The organism is Verrucomicrobiota bacterium, from assembly GCA_038744685.1.
Classification (GTDB): Bacteria; Verrucomicrobiota; Verrucomicrobiia; order Opitutales; family Puniceicoccaceae; genus Puniceicoccus.
Window position 1 is genome coordinate 13,445 of record JBCDMB010000027.1, and the last position, 24,153, is coordinate 37,597.

Here is a 24,153-nt window from a genome sequence, read left to right on the forward strand (position 1 = left end):
TCCCTTACCATTGGGATCGATACTGATAAAGCTCACTCCCGCTCTCATGGTTTCAGTGCCTTTTCGAGTTCTTCAAGAGCACGCCCACGGTGACTGATTCCATTTTTTTTGGTTTGGGCTAGCTCCGCGAAAGACTGGGTGTAACCTCTCGGGACAAAGATTGGATCGTATCCAAAGCCACTGCGACCAGCTGCTTCCCGCAAGACTGAGCCTTCGCATTCGCCGCGAAAGTAGCGAGTCCGTTTCCGCCATTGCCCCAAGGCTATCACGCAGACAAACCTAGCTGAGCGCTTGCGAACCGCCCTCACCTTCCTCATTCGCTCCAGCAATAAATCCCGGTTTTGAGAGTCCGTCGCTCCCTCCCCTGCAAAACGGGCGGAATACACGCCGGGTTGACCTGCAAGGACGTCGACCTCCAGGCCACTATCATCAGCTAGAATCCATGAACCGTGTGGCACTCGTTTTTTCAAAAAGTCGATTTTGATTCGTGCATTTCCAGCAAAGTCTTTTGCCGTCTCTCTACAGCCGTCCATTCCACCAAAGTCATTCGCACTAAGAACCCGAAGCGAATGACCCCGCCCTTGAAACCAAGATTCGATTTCGCTGGCTTTGTGAGGATTTCCAGAGGCTAAAACAAGCTCTTCGATCACAGCGATTCTCTTTCCCCCGGATAGCATACCCGCCCCCGAATCAGCTGATCTGAGTCGAACGTTTCATGGCGACAATCTTCAAGCTGAATGGCGTCGCCTGGACTCACCAACTTCCAGCCACTGGCAATTGGTCTGGCATTATTGTCTAAGAACAATTTAGGCGCTCGATAGGCGAACAAGTAGTCGATCGTGCGCGTGGCAAACAGCTCGCGAAAAAGGGCACTACCTCCCTCCACAAACAGGCCGTCAAGCTCATGCCGAACCAGCCACTGTCTCAACGAATCCCGCAATTCAGGATCGTTGGGTAGGACTTCAACCTTCACATCCTCGGGGATAACGGTTCGCAGCCCATCAAACACTTCCTCCCCACAAAAGATAGCGGTTCGCTCTCGGTATTCATCAGTCAGCACGCGGCAATCGGGTTTCTCTGCCAGTCGCCCAGACCGATCAAACACCAAACGAGCGGGACAAAATACCGAAGTTCCCCTTCGCGAGGTCAATGCGGGATCGTCCGCGAGGACGGTCCCTGCACCCACGGCAATCGCTGGAAAATAACGCCGCCACCGATGAACGTCTTCACGGGCCTTTTCCCCAGTGATCCACCGGGAGGCTCCCGAAGAAGCTGCAGTTCGTCCGTCGATGGTTGTCGCAACTTTTGCTGCAATCATGGGATGACCCGTTTGATTGCGAAAATGGAAAAGAAGATTCAAATCGCGACATTCCTCCTCCAAGACGCCTGCCGAAGCAGCGATGCCAGCCTCTCGCAGCCGGTCTAAACCTCTTCCCTGATGTCTCGGATCGTTATCCAAGGCTCCTACCACCACCCTTTTCACTCCCGCTTCTCTAATCGCGTCCGTGCAAGCGCCTGTTCGCCCGACCGACGAACAAGGTTCCAAGGTTACGTAAAGCGTAGCGCTCTCAGGAATCCCACCCTCAAACCCGCGAAGAGCATACACTTCTGCATGCGGCTCGCCTGCCTTCGCGTGATACCCTGTCGAAAGACATTTGTCCCCATCGGCTAAGATCGCCCCAACTACTGGGTTGGGATGAGTCGTGCCCCATCCACCACGAGCGACTTTGATCGCCTCGCGCATCCAGTATTCATCACGAGGCAAATTCATCCACGAACGTAAGGATTTCTCCGCTTCTCCTCCCGCACCGATGTCACCGGTCCGTGACCCGGATAGATTTCCGTTTCATCGGGGAGGGTGTAAATCTTTTCCCGAATCGATTTTTCCAAAACGGCAAAATCACCACCTGGCAAATCATAGCGTCCAATACCTTGGGCAAAAATCGCGTCACCGCTGAAACAAGCCCCTTGATTCGGAAAAAAGAAGAGAATGTTCCCTGGACAGTGACCGGGAACATGACGCACCTCGACCGGTTCGTCCCAATCCATAGGTGAAGATCCTTCGTCGATCCACGAATCAATCTTCACCGGCTCAAGCGGTATCCCGGGCATTATGAACGAAGACATGATCGAAGGGTTCTCGAACAACTCCCTGTCTTCGACGTGGCCAGCAAGAGGGACTCCGTCTTTCTGGAACCGGAACGCATCGCTAGTATGGTCCCAGTGTCCATGGGTGAGCCATAGAGCCACCAGTGCAATCTCCTTGGTTTTCAACAGATTTGTCACCGCCTCATAGGAACCCATAGGCGAATCTATCAATATCGCCTCTCCGTTCTTCACCAAAAGAAACGCGTTGGTTTGCACCGGACCTAGGGGAAGGATTTTGACTTCCATCGTGATAAGTAAGGAACAGACGACATTTCTAGACGAGGAGAAATTTCCGACACAATTCAATTACATGCTAGACATGGAGATCCTCCTCATCCGACTTTCAGGAAGAGCCGTGACGATGAGCCGAAACTCGATCTCTCTTTTTGATTTGTTCTTAATCTACCTGCGCTTGGGTTTGACGTCTTTTGGTGGTCCAGTCGCTCACCTCGGGTATTTTCGAGAGGAGTTTGTGCGCCGCAGAAAATGGTTGGAAGACAACGCCTACGCAGACCTCGTCGCCCTATGCCAGTTTCTCCCGGGCCCGGCCAGTAGTCAGGTGAGCTACGCGATCGGCTATCAGCAACGTGGCTGGTGGGGGGGGTTCCTTGCTTGGTGCGGATTCACTCTTCCTTCTGCCTTTGCCCTGATCCTTTTTGCTTATGGGCTCAACTCTTGGGGTCGCGCAGGAGATCAAGGTTGGATTATGGGTCTTAAGATCGCCGCAGTAGCCGTGGTGGCAAAGGCCGTCTGGGGAATGGGAACGACTCTCTGTCGAACGAAAGTCACGGTTACTTTTGCCTTAGTGAGCGCAAGCGTGGCTCTCCTGTTCCCAACGGTTTTGACGCAAATCGGGACCATAGGTCTAGGGGCGCTAGGAGGTTGGATTCTCATTCCGTCCACACAGGAAAAATCCGGCTCGGGCGAGACCAGGTTCTCTCTTTCCAAACGAAAAGGCGTCCTCTGTCTTCTTACATTTTTCATTTTGCTCGTGGGACTCTCCATCGGAGCCGCAGTCAGTCAGTTCCGAGCGCTTGAGTATTTTGATGGATTCTACAGGTCAGGGGCATTCGTTTTTGGCGGAGGCCACGTAGTCCTCCCACTTCTCGAGGAGGCCGTCGTCCAGCCAGGTTGGGTGAGCCAGACGGACTTTCTTGCAGGCTACGGTGCTGCCCAAGCAGTGCCCGGTCCACTCTTCACATTCGCCGCGTTTCTTGGGGCCTCTGCAGCGGAGGCACCAAACGGCTGGTTCGGAGGCCTTTTCTGTCTGGTTGCGATCTATATTCCTTCAATTCTTCTCGTCACGGGGATTTTACCATTTTGGGAGAGCCTTCGGCAAAATCGCGGTGCGAAGAGAGCTCTTGCGGGAACCAATGCAGCCGTAGTCGGTCTACTTCTCGCGGCTTTCTACGATCCAATCTGGACAGCCTCCATCATTTCTCCAAGCGCAGCAGCCTTTGCGCTCGTTGCCTTCCTCCTACTCCAATTCTGGAAAATGCCCCCTTGGGCGTTAGTAATACTCAGCGGATTCGCCGGATGGGGATTGCTTTGAAAACTCCAAGTTCCCGTGAACCCAAAACCCAGGTCCAATTTTTATGCGGGGTACTAGGGGGTGGGACGGGCTCCGTCCCGTCCAATCGTTTCGGCTGGACGATCACTCCAACGCGCGGACCACGCGGAGGTGGTCCCTCCCGAAAAAACTAATGAGCTTACCCAGTGGATTTAATTGCACCCCTAAAATCCGGAAGAACGTTAGTTTTCTTGTAATTGGCTATCCTTTATTCTATCCAAGTCTGGGAGTGATGTTAATCCAGTCATGAAAACGTTACTGATTTTTCTAGTTCTTGTAGTAGTGGTTATCGGGGGACTTTGGGTCGCTAAGCGGGAGGGATTGTTCTCACGTGAAATGACTTTGACGGCAACAGATGGACGCACAATCAGTGTCTCCGTAATCTCCCACAATTCTGAAGAAGTTCGCTTTGCCCGCATCTCGGACGGCAAAGTCTTTACATTTCCTACGGACGAATTGAGCACGATTACGAGACTCCGGCTTCTGCTGAGGGACGACAGGGAGAATCTTGAGGATTGGCCAGTAGCTGAAACCGCAGGTAAGGCCCGCTACTCTGAGCTTTCCGAGAGACTCGCAGAACTTCACAGGCAGATCGCTTTGCTCGAACAGAAAAAAGAAGCAGCCGAGACGTCGTCGCTTCGCAGTATTGCAGAACGAGAGATCGAAAACGTTGAACTCAAAATCGAAAAGGTCGAGTACGAGATGGAACGGCGGTCCACCAATCTCAATATTCTCCCTACTCAGTAAATTTTGCCTCAGGAAGCTCGTAATCGATCTTCAAGCTTCTTAGGTAAGCCACCAACGCATGGGCCTCCAGAGTCGGTATGACTTCGTAGCCTTCTCCCGGGTAAAATGAAGAAGTCTCTGGTACATCCACTGCGTTCGGGGAGGGTGCCCCGTCTATTTTCTTCACCTCGAACAAGTAATTGTAAGGAGGCATAATGGACCCCTCAGAAGTAATTTGAGGGTCGTAAAGGTGCTCGTAGTGCCAAGTCGAACCAGGAGCGGAAATCGATCTGCCACCGACGTTGGTCAGATCAGGTCCCGTTCGCATTGTCCCCAAGAGAACCCGTTCCTGCAAAATGTAGTCGCGGGGAACCGATTGACGGGGACCCCAGCCTCTCTCAAAATCGGCGCCAAAACCCTGTGGGCGAACTTGTTGCGAGTGACAATACATACATCCCTCGCTGATGTATACCCGCTTTCCCTGCTCTGCCAGGCCCGAAGGCGCTCTCGGGAAAAGAGGTTCCCCCGTCATGAAGTTTCCCTCTGCGTCTAAAGTGGAAGTAGTGGGCGTGAGTCTTCCGTATTGATACTGGGAGGTGAGAATCAATCCCGCCCAAGAAAATGCGAGCGTGAAGAAAATCCCGAGAAAAAGCAGAGGAAGGTTCTTCATCGGATCCGTGGAACGAAAGTGTTTGGGTGCCAACGATCATCAAGCTGAGAGCCGAATCTAGACCACTGATGGACACTGATGGACACTGATTTCTTCACCGAACTATTCTCTTCCACTCCAGCTTTGGTTGCTTGAAATTTAGAACATACCCCAGCCGAAAACCGGTCACTTTTAAGTAGTTCATCATCTGCCCAATTTCTCTGTCAGTAATCTTCTCTATTACTTTTGTATCCACGATTATCTTGTCCCAAACCACTAGATCAGGTATGTACTCCCCAACTTGCTTCCCCTTGTAATAGATTCCAAACTGCTTCTGCTGCAGGAGAGGTATTCCTCGTAATTCAAACTCAATAACGAGAGCATTTTCATAAGGTTTTTCATGGAATCCATGCCCGACTTGATTGAGGACCTCCATTGCCGCACCAACGACTTGCTGTGACTCTGCCTTGAAGATCGGCTCCTCCCCATCGGTGTCCATCAGTGTTCATCAGTGGTTGTTCATCGCTCCCATCATACAGCAGGCCTACGCGCAAGAGAGACTTTCGGCTCCGCCGCCCGCCGGCCAACGATGATCCAGACCACGTTGATCGCAAAAGCGCAGTGACCAATGGTGAGGAGAATCCCGGCTACTGATCGCGACATGAGCCATGGCACCATGTAACGCACGATATCCATGAACACAATGTCAGGATTGTTCATCATCATTCCCTGTATCCATCCGCCGACAGAAAGTCCGACCACATAGATTCCAATCCCGAGGCTACAGGCCCAGAAATGAATCTTGATCAAAGCAGCCGATGGCCATTCCTTCTGGATCAATCGGGGAACCATAAAATAGATGGACCCAAACATGATCATGGTGAAGAACGCATAAACCCCGTGGTGAGCGTGTGCCACCGTGAAGTGGGAAAAATGGGTCACTTCGTTGACCTCAGGCACGGCCATGGTCGATCCAAGGAGACTCACAAATGTGTAGGACATCGCCCCAAACACGATAAATCTCAGAGTGGGACTGTCCCATATCTGTCGAAAACAACCCCTCACAGTCAGGTGGTGGTTCACCGCAACGACTACAACAGGTATGACCATCCCCAAGCTCCCTACCGTTCCCGCTGCCTGAAGCCAGAGCGGAATCGGTCCGCCAATTAAGTGGTGAACCCCAGCCCAGTTGTAGAAAAGTGCCAAAGACCAGAACCCGAGAATCGAGAGGTAATAGCTATGGATGGGTTTCCCAAGAATCTTGGGAATCAGGTAGTATGCAGCAGCAAGGCCAACCGGAGTATACCAAAGCCCCAGAACATTGTGCGCAAACCACCAGTTGGTGATCGATTGGACAGTGCCTCTCGCCGGGGCAAAGAAGATCAGCATCTGCGCAACTGTGTAAAGCCACGGAAACCAGAAAAGACCGGCCAGGATATACCACTGGGAAACATACACATGCTCGCCCTTTCGATAGTGAAAAGCCAAAATTCCCCACACTCCAATCAAAGCATAGGAAAGAGCGAGAACCGGAGTAATGTAGGTTGGAATCTCCAACCACTCTACGGATGTCATGTTCCCTGTGAGGATTCCGTAGATCCCCACGGTTACTCCGAAATTCCAAAGGATTCCGGCGACAAGCAACAACCCTCCATGGCGAACGGGAGATCGACATAGTCTCGCCATAATCCAAAGGGCCACTGCAAATACTGCGTTGTTGCCCCAACCGTAAGAGACGGCGTTCAAGTGGGCCGACCTCAACCGGCCAAACGTCAGATCGGGGAAAGCAGAGAGGAATTCGGGGTTATGTAGTTTGAAGGAAGCTACAAATCCAAAGACGGATCCGAGCAAAAGCCAAACCACTCCGGACACCACGAAAAAAATGCCCCCAACCATCATCGAGGAGTCAATTACACTGAGAGCAGTTCGCTCGGAATACGACCGTGAACCGTAGACGCCGGTTGGTGGCGCAATGGTTTCAGGTTCTGCTGTAACAGTGGCGGTTGACATTAACGGTTATGGCTCAGTTTCTAGGGCTCGCTATTCTTATCCTTCCCCGGAAACGAATCGAGATTTTCTCCCTCGGGCTCTTCTTCGGTAAAAATGGATTTTGCGCTTTCCTCGAAATCCTTCAGCTGACCGTTCTTCGCCGCCCAAAACAATGCGTAGACTGCCGAGGCAAAAAGAAGGCTCGCGAGAACGAGGATAACAATAAGAAGGTTACTCCAGCCCTCCATTTCCTTCGGTTTTTTGGGAATGACCGGAGTTCCGATACTCTTCAACCGTGATCTTCATCGCTTCTTCTACCGGAATCCGATAGACTCCCTCAGCGGGATTAACGACTCCGTAAGTAGTGGTAGTCTCTGCACTCGCATTCTGGATTTCCCGAAGGTTCTCCTTTCGGGTCTCGGCAAGGACTTCACTAATCGGCTCAGGCCGGTAAGGAATGTAAGCGAGCCAGAGGATGAGAAGAAACAGCAGGATAAACCCGATTCCTCCGATCACTGAAGCTGTTCGATTACTCCATGAACTCTCTATCTCGGTGTCACTCATGATGGTGGATCGACTCGCCTACACGGGGATCCCGCAAGGGAACAGCGCTGTTTTCCCGTAAACTGCGCAGGTAGGCCCAAAGCACAATACCTCCGACGCCCACAATCATTGCGACGTCCCAGAAACTGATTTCAAATTGCCTGATTTTGTAATTGAGCACGTTCTCAGCCGGAGCCTTCTTGCCCGGAAGGATGTTAAAGTAGAGATCAACCAAGTGAAAGGTGAGGATCCATCCTGCGATGAACAGGATCAGCTTAATTTTCACCTTGGTCTGGTAGAAAAGAAGAAAGAGGAACGGAACAAGGAAGTGGAAAAAAATCAAGGAGAGCCCTACCCACCACCACGAATTTGTTGTGCCATCTGGGTTCAAATGGCGGATCACATACCAGAACGTTTCTTCCGGGATGTTCGCTTGGTAAATCAAGAAATACTGGGAAAAGCTTATGTAGGCCCAGAAGACCGTGAACGCCAAAGCCATACAGCCCAAGTCGTAATTATGAGCCTGTTTGTGGATCCCCTTCAACGCTCCTTTTTCTGACTGGAAAAACAAGAGAATCAGAAGAAACGCGATTGCCGCCCTCATGGATCCAGCGAAAAACCACACGCCGTACATCGTCGAGAACCAGTGGTATTCCAAACTCATATACCAGTCGATCGAGGCAAAGGTTGCACTAAGTCCACAGGCGAAAATACCTGCTGCCGAGAGAACCCGCATCTTTCCCACATGAGAGGGATCCCCATCTTTATCCAATGCGAACGAGTGCTTCCGCAATGACTTCGCAAAAAACAGGAATACTCCAAAAAACAAAAACGCCCGCGCGGTGAAGCCAAACCGATTCAGAAACGGCTCTTTCGCCGTGTAGAGGACATCAGTCGCAACCGTGTAGCCGGAGGGTAAAAGGTAATTCGGGTTCAGCCATTTCCAGATAATCCCCGGGTCGTAGTAAAACCACGAGATTAGCAGCAGTGGCAGAAAGATGATCGCCAGCCAGGGAAAGCCAGCCAGCAAATGCTCCAACTGACGACGGGCCAGAACGGCCCAACCAGCGTCAAAAATATTAAAGAGAAGGACCAAGAAGAGCGACCCAATCAGTACTGTCGACCAGTAGGAAATCCCGATCAGCCAACTCAGAACGGGACGGGAGTCGTGATTGAAGAGACCAATGATCACTCCTATCGCAGCTATCGTAAGACCTGCAATTCCGAGGATAAGGCACAATTTTGGTAAGGGCATTTTGCCACCTACCTTGGCAATTGATCCGGAAAAGGCTTTTGCGGACGTCTCACTCACAGCCCAAGTTCTCCTCTCTTATCCACAGGGACATCCTCGATGGTTGCGTTTTGCGAACGCTGAAGTGCCCGGATGTAAAGAACGATCGCCCAACGCTCTTCGGGTGTGATCTTCTCCCCGTAGGCATACATCGAGTTCTTACCATGGGTAATGGTGTTGAAAATCTCGCCACCTGCCATGTCGCGGTAGAGTTGTAGCTGAAGATTGGAGGCAAGAACGCCGTACTTAGAAGTGATGCCCTTCCCGTCTGCGGCTGCTCCATGACAGACCGTGCAGAAGATATCGTATTTCTGCTTACCCAACTCCATGGTTGCGTTGCTGATCTCTATCGGGATGTCCGTCGCCCAAGATCCGTCGATATTTTTTCCTTCGTAAAGGGCTGTCGCAGTGGTGAACTGGTCCGTCTGGAAATCACTGCTGAAGACTTCCTTTCGCTCCCAGCCTTGGCCACGAATCACGGTTCCCGCAACCACTGGACGATCGTCCATTCGATTCGCAAAATAATTGTTCGTCGCCTGCGGCTTATATTTCGGCTGGTTGTCCATGTCCGGGAAAACCATCCAGGGAGTCTTTTCACTCTTGTCTCCCCGAAAGCCTAGAATCGTAACGACCGCGATGATCGTCAGGAAGTATATGGAGAAAAAGTAGCGCATCGATCCTAGGATTTCGCCTCCACAACGGTTATGTCTTCGCCGCCTGCCTTTTCGAAAACCGAACGAACCTCAGTTTCATTGAAAGTTGGATCCGTCGACTCAATCACGATCATAAACGTATCGTCAGAGGTCTTGAGGAAAGGCTCATAGTCGAAGAGCGGGTGATGATGCCGAGGTAGGCGATTCAGCAGGAACATACCTCCCAGCGTGCCGAAAGCCGCCAGAAGAATCGTCAACTCGTAGAAAATCGGAAACGGAAAAATCGGGGAGAAATACGGCTTCCCACCAACGATCAGTGGATAATCAATATTCATGTAGGCGACGATTGCCAAACCAGTCATAAACCCGGTTACTCCTCCGCACAGAGTAAAAAACGGCACACGGGAGCGCTTCATACCCATCGCGTGATGGATCCCATGTATCGGAAAAGGACTGTAGCAGTCCCAACGGGTGTAGTTCGCGTCACGAACTTTCTCGCAGGCGTGGTAAACATCCGGAGCAGTCCGGAAGGTGGCCGCAATCCCAAAGACCCCTGTATCAGACTTCGCCATCAGTGCCTTCCTTTCGACTGGTTCTCCGGGTGATCATGGTTGTGAGGATCCGCCTGTGGCAAACTGAGAGCCTTGACCTCAGAAAAGGCAATCAGTGGTAAGAATCTCAGGAACAGGAGGAAAAGCACTGTGAAAACCCCAAACGTTCCGAAGAAGGTAAAGATATCGACCATCGACGGCGAGTAATAGCCCCATGAGCTTGGCAGGAAGTCGTTGGCGAGCGAAGAGACTGTGATCACAAATCGCTCAAACCACATGCCCACGTTCACAAAAATCGAAATGATCCAAACAAGGGCAATGTTCTTGCGAATTCGCTTGAACCAAAAGAGCTGCGGGCAAATCACGTTGCAGGAGATCATGATCCAGTAGGCCCAAGCATACTGCCCAAAGGCCCGATTGATGAAGGCAAATCCCTCGTAGGGGTTCGCGCCATACCACGCGATGAAGAACTCCATTGCGTACGCATAGCCAACCATGCTTCCGGTCGCTAAAGTGATCTTACACATCGCATCGATGTGATACTGGTTCACCAAATCGTGAAGGCCGAAGATCGCCCGCAGTGGAAGGATGAGAGTGAGCACCATCCCAAACCCCGAGAAAATTGCCCCTGCAACAAAGTATGGTGGGAAGATCGTAGTGTGCCAACCGGGAAGAATTGAAGCAGCAAAGTCGAACGAAACGATCGTGTGCACCGAAAGCACCAACGGTGTGGAAAGACCCGCCAGCAACAGATAGGCCATTTCGTAGTTGTGCCAGTGACGGCTGGAATTCCGCCAGCCCATCGCGAGGGCTCCATAGAAAAATTTCCGCCACGCTGATTTAGCCCGATCCCGGAGCGTGCCCAGATCGGGAATCATCCCCATATACCAGAAGAGCACGGAAACCGTCCCGTAGGTCGACACCGCGAAGACATCCCACTCCAGCGGCGATCTGAAATTCGGCCAAATCCAGTTGGAGTTCGGCAACGGGAAAAGCCACCAGGCAAACCAGACCCGGCCTACGTGAAAGAGCGGAAAAATTCCCGCACAAACCACCGCAAAGATGGTCATCGCCTCCGCCGTTCGATTGATGGACGTCCGCCATCGTTGCTTGAGAAGGCAAAGAACCGCCGAAATCAGCGTTCCGGCGTGACCGATGCCAATCCAGAAGACAAAATTAACAATCGCCCATCCCCAATTGACCGGATTGGCAAGACCCCAGACCCCTACCCCTGCAGCCACGAGATAGACAAGACCCATCAACGTGAAACTCGCCATGCCTCCAGCGATCGCAAAAGAAACCCACCACCAGGTCGGTGTCGGTCCCTCTACAATCCCGCAAACCTTCTCAGTGACCCAGTTGTAGCTGCGGTCATTGAGGACCAGTGGACGGCGAGGCAGGTCAATCGGTTTGACCTCCTCCAAAATGGCAGGGCTCGCTGCGTCGTGGGTGGCTTCGGCTACGGTAGACATCTCGTTAAATTCACTCTCCCCCTTTCCTAGTGAGCGGCTGCACTTTCCTTTTCGCCCGGAAGCCCGTGTGATTCTCCCTGCTCGTTCGTGTGATCGTGCTCCCCGTGATGGACGTGATCGTCGTGCCCATCTTTGCCGTGGGAATCATGGCCATGCTCGTCGTGATGATCGCCACCGTGACCGTAACGTTCTTCGTAATCAGCCCGCCCAAATGGATGGTCGTAACGGTATTTCTCCGGCATATCGGGATTCGGATTCCGCAACTTCGCCAGATAAGTCGTGCGGGGACGAACATTCAAGTAACCGAAAACTGCATAATCCCGATCCGATTGCTTCTGTCGATACACTTCGGTGGTCGGATCGGATATGTCGCCAAAGTAAACGGCCTGTGCAGGACATACCTGTTGGCAGGCGGTCTTGATCGTTCCATCGGGGACAAGGATATCGTCCGAGTTCTTCGCTTTCACCTTCTGGTTGATCTTCGCGGCTTCGATTCGTTGCACGCAATAAGTGCACTTTTCCATGACCCCGCGCATCCGAACCGTTACGTCAGGATTCTTCTGCAATTGGATCGTCTCAGGCGGGCCTGATGGACCCAGAGGTCCTTCATAGAAATGATCGATCGAACGTTTGTTCCAATCGAAAAAGTTGAAGCGGCGCACCTTATATGGGCAGTTGTTCGCGCAGTAGCGAGTGCCCACGCAACGATTGTAGGCCATCACGTTGAGGCCTTGCTCGTCGTGAACTGTCGCATTGACTGGGCAAACCGTTTCGCAAGGCGCCAGCTCGCAGTGGACACAGGACATTCCCTGGAAAGTCACTTGAACGTCCTCGGGTATCCCCGTGTCGTCCTCCTCCTGCGAAGCGAAATAGCGATCCAACCGCATCCAGTGCATCTCACGACCGCGAAGGACCTGGTCCTTACCAACGATTGGGATGTTGTTTTCGCTCTGGCAGGCAATGATGCACGCGTTGCAGCCCGTGCAGAGGTTGAGGTCGATCGCCATCCCCCATTGCTGTGGTGCAGTAAACTCTGGAGTCTTGTAGGCAGATCCACCTTTCGGAATCTGTGTCGCCTTTTCCGCAAGAGGCATGTTCTTGTCGGCCCCGTAAATGGGAGGCGAGTGTGACTCCATCCCCATCTTACTAACGAAGTCCGGTTTTTTAGCGTATTCGGTGTTCGTTCCCTCACGAATAATCGCCCTGCCTTCCATTGACCAGTGTTCCTGGGTGTTGGCGAGTTCGTAAACCTCGTCGGTCAGTTGAATGGTGGCTCCAGTCGCCGACCACCGGGACTCGGTCATCATCGCAGGGTAGGTGCTAAACCCAGCACCTTGGCCAACCGGTCCGGTAATCTCCCTCCCAAAGCCGCAGGGAAGCACTACCGTGTAGTTGGAGAGGCCGGGAAGGACGTGAATAGGACCAGTGAGAGTCACTCCGTTCACCGTAAGATTTGCCACCTGCGCCTGTTCTTTCCCTCGTTTAAACGTGGAGGTATTTCGCTGGAGCTGACCAATGTCATTCATGACGGTCGAATCTGCAAAAATCTGTTCTCCTGAAGTTTCCTGGAGTTCCTTGGCAAGACGAGGACTGATCAAAATCGCGTTGTCCCATGTCAACTTGGTCATGGTGTCCGGACATTCCATCAACCAACCATTGTTGGCGTAGCGGCCGTCAAGCGTATGGCAGCTTGGCCGGAACAAAACGTTGAGATTCTTCGCCGAAGGGACCCCGACCGCAGGTGTTGGATTTGCCTGAAAGGCACTGACGACCTCAGCTCCCCGAACGGTGGGGTCGACCTCATCAAACCCACTCTCCGGCAAAACACCGGTCGCGAGGAAGGTCCGGTAGCCCGCGAGATTTCCACCAGAGACTTTCGTGTAGGTCGCCTGAGCAATCTCGTAAGAGTCGACCATCTCATTGCCGCAGAGCCTTGCGAGCGCCTCCAACTCTCCTACCGACTCCATGAGTGGCTGGATCATGGGTTGGACCGGGACCAATGTCCCGTCTGCAGTCTCCCCATCTCCCCAGGACTCCAAGTAGTGGGGCAACAACAAGTGAGTTCCGGCCGACGCTGAAGTTTCGTCATTCCAATACCCGAATCGGACGACTTCGCCCGCCATTTGCTGAAGAAGCGGCCAATCGAGATTTGCTGGAGCATCGTAAACCGGGTTTCCACCGAAAATGAACAACTTCTTGATCTTACCTTCGCGCAGTTCCTCCGCCAGGTCACCAATCGAGGCCGCAGTGGGTTCCGGAATCTTGAGGAAGCGCTGTGTTTTACCCGGAGAATCTAGTAAGTCATTCACGAAGAAGCCGAGCCACTGGGTTGGAGCATCTGCATAAGGTGCCACAGCAACCAGCGCAGAGCCCTTATGGTCTGCCAGATCTTTCGCACAAGCAGCAACCCAGTCCAGAGGAAGATCCTCGTCGACCGTGAGGCCATTTACATATTCGGAAATTGTTGGGTCCGCGGTAAGTCCATGGCTCAGCAACTCCTTCGCCAGTGCGATTAGGAATGATTCATTCCGAGCCTCTTCGAGCCGGAGCCGGTGATCTGCCATAGCTCCAGTGCACGAGAAATCTCCTTCTACGACATAGAGCCGGTTCATCCCGTAGGCTTCCTTAGGATCTTCAACACGACGTGCCTTGCTGAAGGAGAAGGTGGAGGCGGAAGAGTCAGGGTTCTTTCCGAGGAAATCACTGCCCACCGAAAGCACCCGCTTGGCCTGAGAGAAGTCATTTCTCACCCGTAAATGCTCGCCCCAATAGACATTGGCTGCAGATTCTGCCGCCGAGTAATCGAGTGGCTCATACTCAGCCCAAACAATCTGAGGGAACTTCTCCTTGATATCAGCAACAAGCGCTCGTCGGCTCGGAGAAGTACTTTTGTTGGCAAGCACTGCGAAGCCTTCTCCTCCAGTTTCTGAAAGTTCCGCGGAATACTGTGCAAGCAAATCCTGCACCGCCGCGCGGTCCATGGTCCGCCCTCCTTTGCTGTTTCTCTTCGCCCGCGCCGGATCATAAAGATCAAGCACACTCGCCTGAGTGAAGCCGTCGGTCGCACCCGCACTTGGAATGTAGCTCGGGTTGCCTTCGATCTTCGTTGGACGCACTTGGTGCGTCTCAACAATCAGCGGAGTATTTTCCCAAGGCCCTGGAGAGGATGAGGTGTAATACTGCGGGACTCCGGGAATGATGTTTTCGGGCTGCCGAACATAGGGTAAAATTTCATGAACCGGCCGACGACAACCTGTGAGACCCACTCCAGCCAAACCAAAAGAGGCCGCCATAATTTTTAGGAAGTGACGACGGTTCACCCCATTCAGTTCCGAAGCGCCCTGCGGGAACTCCCTCTGTGCCCACTCGCGGAATGCTGGTGTATCCGCCAAGTCGTCCAGGCTCTTCCAGTAACGTGAACCGCTCTTGCCGTTGAAGCCGGCGAAATCCTTCTTCATTTCTTCGCTCATCGGTGGCATCCGGAACAAGACTCCGGCGGGTTGACTTTCCAATGCTGCACCAGCTCTTCACCCATCGCTAGCTGCGCTTCCTCCGACTCCGGCTTCCATGCCAGATCGTAAACCTTATCAACCGGGCGGATATACTTCTCCGGCTCGCGGTGACACTCGAGACAGAACGCCATCGAAAGAGACTTCGCATGGTAAACTACTTCCATCTCGTTCACCTCACCATGACACTCCACACAGCTGATTCCACGATTCACGTGAACCGCATGGTTGAAATACACGTAATCGGGCGCCTTGTGAACTCTTACCCATGGAATGGATTCGTCATTCGCCCAACTGTTCCGAACGGGTTCCAACGCAGGGGCGTCAGTAGCGACCATACTGTGGCACGACATACAGGTGTTCGTCCCGGGAACGTTCGAGTGCTCTGAGCGATCAACGAACGTGTGGCAATAACGACAGTCCATCCCCAGCTGGGTCACATGAAGGTCGTGGCTAAAAGCTACCGGCTGAACCGGAGCATAACCTACCCGGGTCCACTTGGGCGTCGCGTAGTAGGTAATCGCAGCGACAACCGCACCGACGACCAGTAAGACGCAGCCAGCGACCCGGAGCGGTGCCCGGTTGATCCATGAAGGGAAGATATTCGCCATCTAACGCTACCGTAACTCTCCAGGAGAATCTATCCGGAAACCCTTCTCCGATCGGGTAACAGTTCGCGACGGTCTGCGAAAGAAGTTGCTGGCGTTATTTTCCGAAACTGGTTTGTCCGCTGTCCTCGGGGAAGCGGACGCTCGGGTGCCCATGCAGAAAGCTGCTATTGCCGCTACCGTGCGACCCATAAATGTAGACCGTTTCAATTCCTGGAAATTCTTTTGTGGTGTGACTCAATAAAAAGCTTCTCCCGGAAGAGAAGCTGTTCTCATTTCGTTCTCAAAGACTACGAAGTAGCTATCCCCCGAATCAATATTTTTTGTTCAAAAATTCTTGAATTTTTAGCGATTGAGATTCATTCTTAATAAGGTTTTGTATTTAATAATTTAATACAGCTAAGTAGTGAAGCTACTAGGGCATTCTGTAAGGCGAAAACGCTTCTCTGCGGAGTTAATAGATTAGTTCCGAACTCCAAATTTACAGCGGTAACCACAACTCAAAAGTCGTTCCTGAGGCGTCGGAAGATACTAGCTTCAAATCGCCTCCTTGAATTCGGGCGAACTCACGTGAGAGGCTCAGGCCCAGTCCCAGTCCCTCTTTGGATCCCCGTGTAGGATCCGCCCTCGTAAACCGATCAAAGATTCCATCTATGGCTCTCTCGGGAATTGGGGATCCCGTGTTTTCGACAGTCAGGTGAACTCCCTTTCGATCCCTTTTGATCGTCACCGTAACCTTGCCTCCGCTCCGGTTATAACGCCCAGCGTTGTTAGTGAGGTTTAGCAATACCTGTCGGGTGAGAGAACGGTCGGCTTCCAGGTGAAGTGGACCTTCCGCAATCAACGAAAAACGGATCTCCGGAAAGACCTCTCTCATTTCGGACACCACTTCTTTTGTAAGCTCAACAAAATCAAAACCCTCGTTGTCAGGATGCAGCGCCCCCCCATCAATCCGCGCAAGAAGATGAAGCTTGCGCACAATGTCCCGAAGCCTGGCAATCTCGTCTGCAAGTTCACCCATTGCATTCTGTTCTGAAGAGCCATCCTCCGCGGAGGCCAAAGCCTCCTCCACCTTTCCGGTAAGGACTGTCAGCGGAGTATTGAGCTCATGTGCTGCGTCCTGCCCAAAACGTTTTGCCTGGGAAAAACTCTGCTCCAAGCGCCCAAGCATGCTGTTGAAAACATCGATTAGCTCGCGGAACTCTCTCTCCACACCTTCAGTCGCAATGCGCTTACCGAGATCTTCTGCGGTGACTTCTCCTGCGACTTCGGTCAGTCGATGAATCGGCCTCATCGCCCGTGAGGATAAAAACCAGGCTCCTGCCGCCACCAAACCGAGCGCAATCGGCGCCGCTAGCAACAGAACCGATACCAATTCTCCCATCGGCCCGCGAACCTTCTCTTCCGAGAAACCGAATAGAGCCACTCCATCGACACTCTTTACCCCCGCAACGGTCCAACCATCTACAGGATCGTTTTTAGGAAGAATTCGAACGTTAGGCCGTCCTGACCTTGGATCCGGAGGACCGCCTTCCCGAATCGGCCGGTTACGCGAATCGAAAACCGAAAAGGGAAGTTCCTCTACGGCGCGATTCAGGGTTCCAGTTTTTTTCGTGGGCCATTCCGGTCCAAACACCCATCGATCTGATTCCGTGCGCACCGCATACACGGCTCCAAACTGTTCGAGGCGGGCAAGTAGCCTCGCACTCAGCCGGTCTGCTATCGGTCCCCCTCGCTGGGAAATCAGTCGCAGGATGGCGGGACCCGCTTGTCCAGTGATCGTTTCCAGTTCCCGCTCCAAGTTGCGTTGCAACTCCCTCTGGTAAAACCCCATCGAAAGAGCCGCAAAGCCAATCAATCCAACTGCGGCAAGAACCATTGAAAAAAAGACCATTCGGATCCGAAACGATCCTCCTGCCCAAAGACTCTTCACCGCACAAATCGGTATCCGACTCCCCGAACCGTTTCGATCGAGTCGCGGCATCCATCGCCAAGGTGCTGCCGGAGCTTTTTCACATAGACATCAACCAAATTCGTCTGCGGATCAAAATCGTAATCCCAAACGCGATCCAAAATTTGGGTCCGGGTAAAAACCCTCCCCGGTGAGCGAACCAAAAGTTCCAGCAAAGAAAACTCCCTCCCCGTAAGATCCACTGCCTCTCCGTTTACCGAAACCTCCCGTGTCGCAACATTCATGCGAACTGGACCGGACTCGATCACGTTCAAGTGATCCCCCTGGGCTCGTCGGCAAACAGCCCTCAACCGAGCAATCAGCTCATCTACATGGAATGGCTTAGGGAGGTAGTCATCGGCTCCCAGATTGAGTCCTTCAACCCTCTCATCCCACTCTCCCCTTGCCGAGGCGATCAATACCGGCAGGTTTACTCCTTCCCGGCGAATCGCCCTAAGAAGGCTCAAACCATCTTTCCCCGGAACCATGATGTCGAAAACCGCTCCATCATAGGATCTCGACCGCAAAAGTTGATAGGCTTCATCGCCATCACCCACTGCATCGACAACAAACCCGTTCTCCCTCAGAGCCTTGACCACCCAATCGCGGATCTTCTGTTCGTCTTCTACGAGGAGGATTTTCACAAACGGATGGTTACCATTTTCAGCACGAAGCCGCAATGAAACGGTCCTTTCCATTCATGAATTTTTTTTCATCTACCCTACCGCTTAGCTTCATCAAAGCATGGTTTTCTTAGGGTCTACAGACGGGAACAACCCAAACCACCCACGATCAGATCACACACCATACATTCGATACAATGAAAACAAAATACATCCTACTATCCTCACTATTCCTCGCTTTCACAGCAGCTTTGTCCGCACAATCCGCGGAAAAGGAAGAAAGAGAGAAGCCAACCCCCGAGGGAATGCTCGAAAAGTTCGACGCCAACAATAGCGGTGCTCTCGAGCTCAACGAAATCGAAACCGCCTTTGAAGAGCGTAAGGCGAAAATAGAAGAGCGCATCCAAAAGATGAAAGAACGTCGCCAAGAACGGGGCGGTCCAGAAGAGCGAGCCTCGATGGTAATCGAAAGATTCGATATCGACGGAGATGGAAACCTGAGCGAAGAGGAAATCGTCGAGATGTTCTCCACAATGAAGGAAAAAGGCCCTCGCGGAAAAGGCGGTAGAGGCGGTCCTCCCCAAGAGTAGTCTTCCAAAAATAAGATATCCTCGGATTAACCAAGAAGGATACTATTCAAGCCCGGGCCTAGTGGTCCGGGCTTTTTTGTGATCAGACGGTGCTTTAGAAAAAGGGTTGGGTGTAGGCTCGGGCAAGCCAAGCCTTCAGTGAGAAGACCTCTGCCTGCGAACACCCCACTCGTCTCTCTTCCCCATTTTCCCTCGCCATCTTTCGCAGCTCCGACTATCCGTCCACTCTTTCATGAACGATAAGCTCACCGAGATTATGGTCCACAAGCGTCGTGAGGTCGCGGATCGGGAACGACCCGTTCGCGAGGATGAATTGCGTAGGCTGGCCGGACCCAAAACCGACCGCTTACGTGACGCTCTCCGCGACAGTGAAGAACTGGCCGTGATTGCAGAAATCAAACGGAAGTCTCCTTCAGCGGGAAATATTTCAGCATCCCTCGACTCCTCCGAACAGGCCCGCAAATACGTCAACGGCGAGGCGGATGGTCTCTCCATTCTGACCGATGAAAAATACTTCGGAGGTTCTCTCCGCGATCTATGGGAGGTGGTTGAGTTCCTGCGGGATCACAGCCGAATGACCCCTTGTCTGCGCAAGGACTTCATGGTGAGTCCGATTCAAGTGCTCGAGGCCGCAGAGGCGGGGGCGTCCGCCATTCTACTCATCGTTCGTGCACTTTCCGCGGAAGAGTTGAAAACCCTGCGCGCTGCTGCTGATCTGGCAGGACTGGACAGCTTGTATGAAGTTCATTCTCAAGAGGAGCTCGACAAGGCACTGTCACTCGACCCCAAAATTCTCGGAGTCAACAACCGCGATCTTTCCCGATTTGTAACTGACCTGGCGATCTCGGAGACCCTTATCCCTCAAGTCCCCGATAGCATTGTCACCGTAAGCGAATCGGGGATATTCACTCCTGAGGATGCAGCCCGTGCCCGCGAGTCGGGAGCCGATGCAATTCTCGTTGGCGAAGGACTTATGCGAGCAAAGGATCCGGCTGCCTTGATCCAGGAATTCAAACAGGCCTGACGATTGGCCGTCCCTGATGGCCTTTGACTCCCCTACCCGTATTCGTGAAACGCTTCACGAGTTGGGCATCCAACCACGAAAGAAACTGGGACAAAACTTTCTCTGCGACCGAAACTGGATCGAGAAGATTGTTTCCAATCTTACCACTGAAAGTCCATTGGTAGAAATCGGACCGGGCTTGGGAAGCCTTACTCTCGCCGCGCACGACCTAGGCTCAACCATCCATGCAATTGAAGTGGACCCGATTCTTTGTAACCACCTAAGGGCAATCCTGCCCGGTCAACGCTTCCACCTGGTCGAAGGCGATGCTGTCGAGCACCCAACTGCACAAGTCGATAATGCTGAAAAGCCGTTCCAACTTCTTTCAAACCTACCCTTCGCGATCACTTCACCTTGGTTTGGAGAGTTGCTCGTCTCAGGCCAACCACTACCCAAAACCCTCTTCCTGATTCTACAGAAAGAGGGTTTTGAGCGAGTGAACGCCGATGTGGGCGACAAGGGTTATGGACCCGTGGCGATTCGTATGAGCCTCGCCTACAAATGCTGTGAGCAACATCGAATCCCAAAGACCTCATTCTATCCTCAGCCGGGAGTTGATTCCGTCTTCGCGATTTGGCACCTCCGTGAAAACCCCCGCCTACTCACTCGCCATCAAGCCAACCTGTTACGAGACCTGTTCCAGAACCGCCGCAAGATTCTTCGTCATGCCTTTCGGAAATTCGTCGCCCCCGACAAACGCCACGACTGGGAAGAACACCTGAGCACTCACAGCTTCTCGGAGACCAATCGAGCCGAAGAAATACCACCCGAAGTTTGGTGGAACTTACTCCAATGAAGCGCTGACCACTGGCAGCCCGGCAGGGATTTGAACCCCGACAAACTGAACCAGAATCAGTTGTGCTACCATTACACCACCGGGCTAGAAACCGGGAACAAAGCCAAGACTCTTTCGAAAAGTCAAGGATGCGGGTTTTACGCTGGAGCAAAGAAAACTTCCGATTTCGGGAGGCTCAATCGCGCTCAGACTAAACTGAACACAGCACTCTAGAAAATCCCTTAATTTTCTTGAAAAGCAAAAAATATGCGTATTATTGCTTTTGAAATGATTTTTAACCCCCATGAGTTGGATTTTTCGGTGATCCGTGATCTGCGAAAACGTTCGGGCCTTACTCTCAACGAAGTCTCTGAGAACTCGGGCATTTCGGCTGCAGGTCTCTCCCGCATTGAGAGGAATCAAACCAGTCTCGAGTTGAACACTCTCTATCGCATCGCGCGTGCCCTCGGTCTTTCCGCAACAGATCTTCTAGGCCTTGCAGAGTCGTGCAGCGCTCACGCAAAAAAAGCGACCAGTTACGAATCCGGGCCTTTTCACTTTGAAAAAGTCGGTTACAAGAACGTCGACCTCTTCCATGCTACTGCAAAGAAAGGGGATAGCCTAAAACGCCCTGAGGCACATGGGGATGAGTTTGAAGTGTGTTGGGTTCGCTCAGGCAAGATCACGATCACTCTACCCCGGGAAAGGCACACGCTTGAATCCGGTGAATCCCTGCAATTCGATGCCGCCCTCGAACATGGCTACGAAATCATCGAGGACAGCGAAATCATCATAGTCCACCTAGCCAAAGAGCACCGATTTTAGGGGAAACGATCTTTCTGAGAAAAGAGCAAGCGCCCAAGTTACTACTACTAAAAACCTCCAAACCATGATCGACATCTCCTCTGCACCGGAATTGTCCGCACTAAAACCCTCCCTCGACCGATTTTTTGAACTGGCCGGTAAAAAGGTTGCTTTGATTGATCGTCAATACGACGACTCGAAGGGTTCTCCCGTCTTCACGGTCGATGGTGAATACACGACACGGGGATGGACGGAGTGGACCGAGGGATTTCGCTACGGGATCAGTATTCTCCACTTTGATGCAACAGGTGACCGGTCGAGCCTCGAGTCCGGCAGATCCAAAACCGTTTCCCGGATGGCAACCCACGTAAGCCATATCGGCGTTCACGATCACGGATTCAACAACCTCTCTACCTACGGAAACCTCCGCCGACTTCTCCTCGAAGGGAGAATACAAGGGGATGACTGGCAGAAACACTTTTACGAACTCGCAATCAAGGTCTCCGGGGCAGTTCAAGCGAGCCGTTGGACGGTTCGTCAAGGGGGAGGGTTTATTCACTCATTCAATGGTCCCCACTCCCTTTTTGTGGATACGATCCGCTCTTGTAGGATTCTGATGCTGGGCCATCAACTGGGCCACGTCCTCATGGGTGAGGGTGACAAACCGATCAGTCTTCTGAATCGAGCGCTACAACACATCCAGTCCACTGCCGAGTTTTCGGTCTTCTACGGAGAAGGAAGAGATTCTTATGATGAGTGGGGCCGCACGGCACACGAAGCCGTTTTCAACGTGACCGATGGCGCCTACCGCTGTCCGAACTCTCAGCAAGGATATACCGGGTTCAGTACTTGGACGAGAGGACAATCCTGGGCACTCTGTGGATTCGCCGAGGAGCTTGAGTTTCTCTCGACCCTGAAAGACGAGGAGTTGGAGCCATTTGGGGGGCGGTCTGATATCGAAGCCATGATGCTTAAAGGAGCAACGGCAACCGCGGACCACTTTATTGCCAACTCTCCTACCGACGGTATTCCTTACTGGGACACGGGTGCTCCCCTCTTACGGGATCTTGGTGACTATCAGAACAGACCCGCTGACCCTTTCAATGCTTTCGAACCTGTCGACAGCTCTGCAGCCGCCATTGATGCCCAGGGACTTCTCCGCCTTGGCAGCTACTTGGATTCCAAGGGAGAATCCGAATCAGCACGGAAGTATACGCAGGCAGGTCTTAAGGTCGCTCAGACACTTTTCTCGGAGCCATACTTGTCCACCGAAGAAACTCATCAGGGGCTCATCCTCCATTCCATCTACCACGAACCAAACGGATGGGACCACAAACCAGAGCCGGGCAAAGTCGCCTATGGAGAGTCTTCCATGTGGGGCGACTACCACGCAATGGAGCTTGCCGTGTATCTGCAGCGCCTAATCGAAAACAAACCCTATCTAACCTTCTACGGCTAATGATCGTCAGAGTGAGACTCTCCTTTATCGAGACACCAATCACGAAAAGGCGAAACCCCATTTGTTGATCGATTCGAACAATTCCCAGAACTGAAACGCTTTTGTTGAATGAACAACCTTGATCGCCTTGCCATCCACACAATGACGACGAAACCGTGGGACCTACCGACCACCTGCTCGAAATATTCTAAAGCTGGTGTTCGTGGAGTCGGCGTTTGGCGGCAGTGGCTTGAGGGGCGTTCTCTCACTGAATCACGGGCTTTACTTGATGATCATGGACTGGAGGCGGTCTCGCTCGTGCGGGGTGGCTTTTTTCCCGGAATTGAGGCTAGCGAAAGGCAGGTATCGCTCGATGACAACCGAAGAGCACTCGACGAGGCCGCTGCAATTGGGTCCCCCCAAGTGGTTCTTGTTTGCGGAGCCAAGCCGGAATTGTCTCTCGAGGAGAACCGAAAGCAGATCACCGAAGGCATTGCTGCTTGTATCGACCATGCACGGAAGACAGGAGTCAAACTCTCCATAGAGCCGCTTCATCCGATGTATGCTGATTGTCGTAGTGCGATAAACACCATCGGACAGTGCAATGATATCATCGATCAAGTGGGTGCAGAGTGCGTTGGCATCGCGGTAGACGTCTATCACGTCTGGTGGGATCCACAACTTGAGCAAGAGCTTAATCGTGCTGGAGATCGGATCATCGGGTTCCACGTTTGCGACTGGATGACTCCGACCGCAGACATGCTCAACGACCGTGGCCTTATGGGAGAGGGCTGCATCGATAATCGCGGAATACGGGAATCCGTTGAGGCGGCAGGGTTTTCCAAGTGGATCGAAGTCGAGGTGTTCTCCACCCGTCACTGGGAAAGACCACAGGATGAATATTTAACCGATATTATCCAAGCCTTTCGGGAGCATGTGTAATGAAGGAACAGGGAAAAACTTAAATACCCCGCGCACCAAACAATCACTCAGACGGTAAAAACCAAAAACCTATTAATCCGCTATGCAAATAGACAGTAATCGAAACTCCAAATCGCTATCGAAATCGGGTCTCGAACACCCTCGATAGCGATTCCGATTTCGATTTCGACCCCGGAAAACTATAACCTATTTGATTGGCGGAGTAGTAAGACTCAGCAGAACCAGAAACCAAGGGCAACGCCCGGAAAACTCTAAAAA

The 24,153-nt window shown here is 52.4% G+C and carries 24 protein-coding genes and 1 tRNA gene; 8 read left to right on the forward strand and 17 right to left on the reverse strand.

The window, feature by feature from the left end:
- Nucleotides 1-44: 44 nt before the first annotated feature.
- The 3 genes from rdgB to AAGJ81_13185 are packed head-to-tail and all read right to left on the reverse strand — an operon-like array spanning nt 45 to nt 2,394.
- Nucleotides 45-650, reverse strand: coding sequence for an RdgB/HAM1 family non-canonical purine NTP pyrophosphatase (gene rdgB / locus AAGJ81_13175; protein ID MEM0967091.1), 606 nt, complete (start codon nt 648-650; stop codon nt 45-47).
- The gene (ribD, locus tag AAGJ81_13180; GenBank protein ID MEM0967092.1) at nt 647-1,771 is read right to left on the reverse strand and encodes a bifunctional diaminohydroxyphosphoribosylaminopyrimidine deaminase/5-amino-6-(5-phosphoribosylamino)uracil reductase RibD; all 1,125 of its coding nucleotides are present in this window, start codon (nt 1,769-1,771) and stop codon (nt 647-649) included. The genes rdgB and ribD overlap by 4 nt, the downstream gene beginning before the upstream one ends.
- Nucleotides 1,768-2,394 (reverse strand): MBL fold metallo-hydrolase, encoded by a 627-nt coding sequence (locus tag AAGJ81_13185; protein ID MEM0967093.1) that lies wholly within the window; start codon nt 2,392-2,394, stop codon nt 1,768-1,770. The genes ribD and AAGJ81_13185 overlap by 4 nt, the downstream gene beginning before the upstream one ends.
- A 115-nt stretch (nt 2,395-2,509) precedes the next feature.
- On the opposite strand from AAGJ81_13185, the gene chrA reads away from it, so the two are divergent.
- Together chrA and AAGJ81_13195 are read left to right on the forward strand one after the other, a co-directional pair.
- A complete protein-coding gene (chrA, locus tag AAGJ81_13190) occupies nt 2,510-3,700 on the forward strand; it encodes a chromate efflux transporter (GenBank protein MEM0967094.1) in 1,191 nt (396 codons plus the stop codon).
- Between the two features lie 264 nt (nt 3,701-3,964).
- Nucleotides 3,965-4,465, forward strand: a complete 501-nt coding sequence (locus AAGJ81_13195) for a hypothetical protein (GenBank protein ID MEM0967095.1) — start codon at nt 3,965-3,967, stop codon at nt 4,463-4,465.
- On the opposite strand, the gene AAGJ81_13200 is transcribed toward AAGJ81_13195, so the two are convergent.
- The 13 genes from AAGJ81_13200 to AAGJ81_13260 form a co-directional block, all read right to left on the reverse strand.
- On the reverse strand, nt 4,455-5,114 hold the full coding sequence (locus tag AAGJ81_13200; GenBank protein MEM0967096.1) for a cbb3-type cytochrome c oxidase subunit II: 660 nt from the start codon (nt 5,112-5,114) through the stop codon (nt 4,455-4,457). The two genes, AAGJ81_13195 and AAGJ81_13200, sit on opposite strands and share 11 nt — an antisense overlap.
- A 94-nt stretch (nt 5,115-5,208) precedes the next feature.
- Nucleotides 5,209-5,592: a GxxExxY protein gene (locus tag AAGJ81_13205; protein ID MEM0967097.1), complete on the reverse strand. Its 384-nt coding sequence runs from the start codon at nt 5,590-5,592 to the stop codon at nt 5,209-5,211.
- A gap of 32 nt (nt 5,593-5,624) precedes the next feature.
- Nucleotides 5,625-7,103 carry a cbb3-type cytochrome c oxidase subunit I gene (locus tag AAGJ81_13210; GenBank protein MEM0967098.1) on the reverse strand — a complete coding sequence of 493 codons (1,479 nt, stop codon included), beginning with the start codon at nt 7,101-7,103 and terminating at the stop codon, nt 5,625-5,627.
- Nucleotides 7,104-7,123: 20 nt separating this feature from the next.
- Nucleotides 7,124-7,330, reverse strand: a complete 207-nt coding sequence (gene ccoS, locus AAGJ81_13215) for a cbb3-type cytochrome oxidase assembly protein CcoS (protein ID MEM0967099.1) — start codon at nt 7,328-7,330, stop codon at nt 7,124-7,126.
- Nucleotides 7,314-7,646, reverse strand: coding sequence for a hypothetical protein (locus tag AAGJ81_13220; GenBank protein MEM0967100.1), 333 nt, complete (start codon nt 7,644-7,646; stop codon nt 7,314-7,316). Before AAGJ81_13220 ends, ccoS begins: the two co-directional genes overlap by 17 nt.
- On the reverse strand, nt 7,639-8,880 hold the full coding sequence (locus AAGJ81_13225; protein MEM0967101.1) for a hypothetical protein: 1,242 nt from the start codon (nt 8,878-8,880) through the stop codon (nt 7,639-7,641). The genes AAGJ81_13220 and AAGJ81_13225 overlap by 8 nt, the downstream gene beginning before the upstream one ends.
- A gap of 53 nt (nt 8,881-8,933) precedes the next feature.
- Nucleotides 8,934-9,590 (reverse strand): cytochrome c, encoded by a 657-nt coding sequence (locus tag AAGJ81_13230; GenBank protein MEM0967102.1) that lies wholly within the window; start codon nt 9,588-9,590, stop codon nt 8,934-8,936.
- A 5-nt stretch (nt 9,591-9,595) separates the two neighbouring features.
- The gene (locus AAGJ81_13235) at nt 9,596-10,141 is read right to left on the reverse strand and encodes a DUF3341 domain-containing protein (protein ID MEM0967103.1); all 546 of its coding nucleotides are present in this window, start codon (nt 10,139-10,141) and stop codon (nt 9,596-9,598) included.
- The gene (gene nrfD / locus AAGJ81_13240) at nt 10,141-11,592 is read right to left on the reverse strand and encodes an NrfD/PsrC family molybdoenzyme membrane anchor subunit (GenBank protein MEM0967104.1); all 1,452 of its coding nucleotides are present in this window, start codon (nt 11,590-11,592) and stop codon (nt 10,141-10,143) included. The genes AAGJ81_13235 and nrfD overlap by 1 nt, the downstream gene beginning before the upstream one ends.
- 26 nt (nt 11,593-11,618) lie before the next feature.
- Entirely contained in the window at nt 11,619-15,050 is a 3,432-nt protein-coding gene (locus AAGJ81_13245) for a TAT-variant-translocated molybdopterin oxidoreductase (protein MEM0967105.1), read from the reverse strand.
- Between the two features lie 8 nt (nt 15,051-15,058).
- Nucleotides 15,059-15,712: a cytochrome c3 family protein gene (locus tag AAGJ81_13250; protein MEM0967106.1), complete on the reverse strand. Its 654-nt coding sequence runs from the start codon at nt 15,710-15,712 to the stop codon at nt 15,059-15,061.
- Between the two features lie 478 nt (nt 15,713-16,190).
- Nucleotides 16,191-17,693, reverse strand: a complete 1,503-nt coding sequence (locus AAGJ81_13255) for an ATP-binding protein (protein MEM0967107.1) — start codon at nt 17,691-17,693, stop codon at nt 16,191-16,193.
- Nucleotides 17,639-18,358 (reverse strand): response regulator transcription factor, encoded by a 720-nt coding sequence (locus AAGJ81_13260; protein MEM0967108.1) that lies wholly within the window; start codon nt 18,356-18,358, stop codon nt 17,639-17,641. The genes AAGJ81_13255 and AAGJ81_13260 overlap by 55 nt, the downstream gene beginning before the upstream one ends.
- Before the next feature lie 122 nt (nt 18,359-18,480).
- Between AAGJ81_13260 and AAGJ81_13265 the strand changes: the two genes are divergently transcribed.
- The 3 genes from AAGJ81_13265 to rsmA all read left to right on the forward strand — a co-directional run bounded on the left by AAGJ81_13265 (nt 18,481) and on the right by rsmA (nt 20,732).
- The gene (locus AAGJ81_13265) at nt 18,481-18,873 is read left to right on the forward strand and encodes an EF-hand domain-containing protein (protein MEM0967109.1); all 393 of its coding nucleotides are present in this window, start codon (nt 18,481-18,483) and stop codon (nt 18,871-18,873) included.
- Nucleotides 18,874-19,105: 232 nt separating this feature from the next.
- Complete coding sequence (locus AAGJ81_13270) at nt 19,106-19,897, forward strand: indole-3-glycerol phosphate synthase TrpC (protein MEM0967110.1); 792 nt, start codon at nt 19,106-19,108, stop codon at nt 19,895-19,897.
- Between the two features lie 16 nt (nt 19,898-19,913).
- The gene (gene rsmA / locus AAGJ81_13275; protein MEM0967111.1) at nt 19,914-20,732 is read left to right on the forward strand and encodes a 16S rRNA (adenine(1518)-N(6)/adenine(1519)-N(6))-dimethyltransferase RsmA; all 819 of its coding nucleotides are present in this window, start codon (nt 19,914-19,916) and stop codon (nt 20,730-20,732) included.
- A 12-nt stretch (nt 20,733-20,744) separates the two neighbouring features.
- Here the strand turns inward: rsmA and AAGJ81_13280 are convergent.
- Nucleotides 20,745-20,818: transfer RNA gene (locus AAGJ81_13280), tRNA-Gln, on the reverse strand.
- Nucleotides 20,819-20,978: 160 nt separating this feature from the next.
- On the opposite strand from AAGJ81_13280, the gene AAGJ81_13285 reads away from it, so the two are divergent.
- The 3 genes from AAGJ81_13285 to AAGJ81_13295 all read left to right on the forward strand — a co-directional run bounded on the left by AAGJ81_13285 (nt 20,979) and on the right by AAGJ81_13295 (nt 23,895).
- Complete coding sequence (locus AAGJ81_13285) at nt 20,979-21,536, forward strand: XRE family transcriptional regulator (protein MEM0967112.1); 558 nt, start codon at nt 20,979-20,981, stop codon at nt 21,534-21,536.
- Nucleotides 21,537-21,600: 64 nt separating this feature from the next.
- Nucleotides 21,601-22,974: a glycosyl hydrolase gene (locus AAGJ81_13290; GenBank protein MEM0967113.1), complete on the forward strand. Its 1,374-nt coding sequence runs from the start codon at nt 21,601-21,603 to the stop codon at nt 22,972-22,974.
- Nucleotides 22,975-23,082: 108 nt separating this feature from the next.
- Nucleotides 23,083-23,895, forward strand: coding sequence for a sugar phosphate isomerase/epimerase family protein (locus tag AAGJ81_13295; GenBank protein ID MEM0967114.1), 813 nt, complete (start codon nt 23,083-23,085; stop codon nt 23,893-23,895).
- Nucleotides 23,896-24,153: the final 258 nt, after the last annotated feature.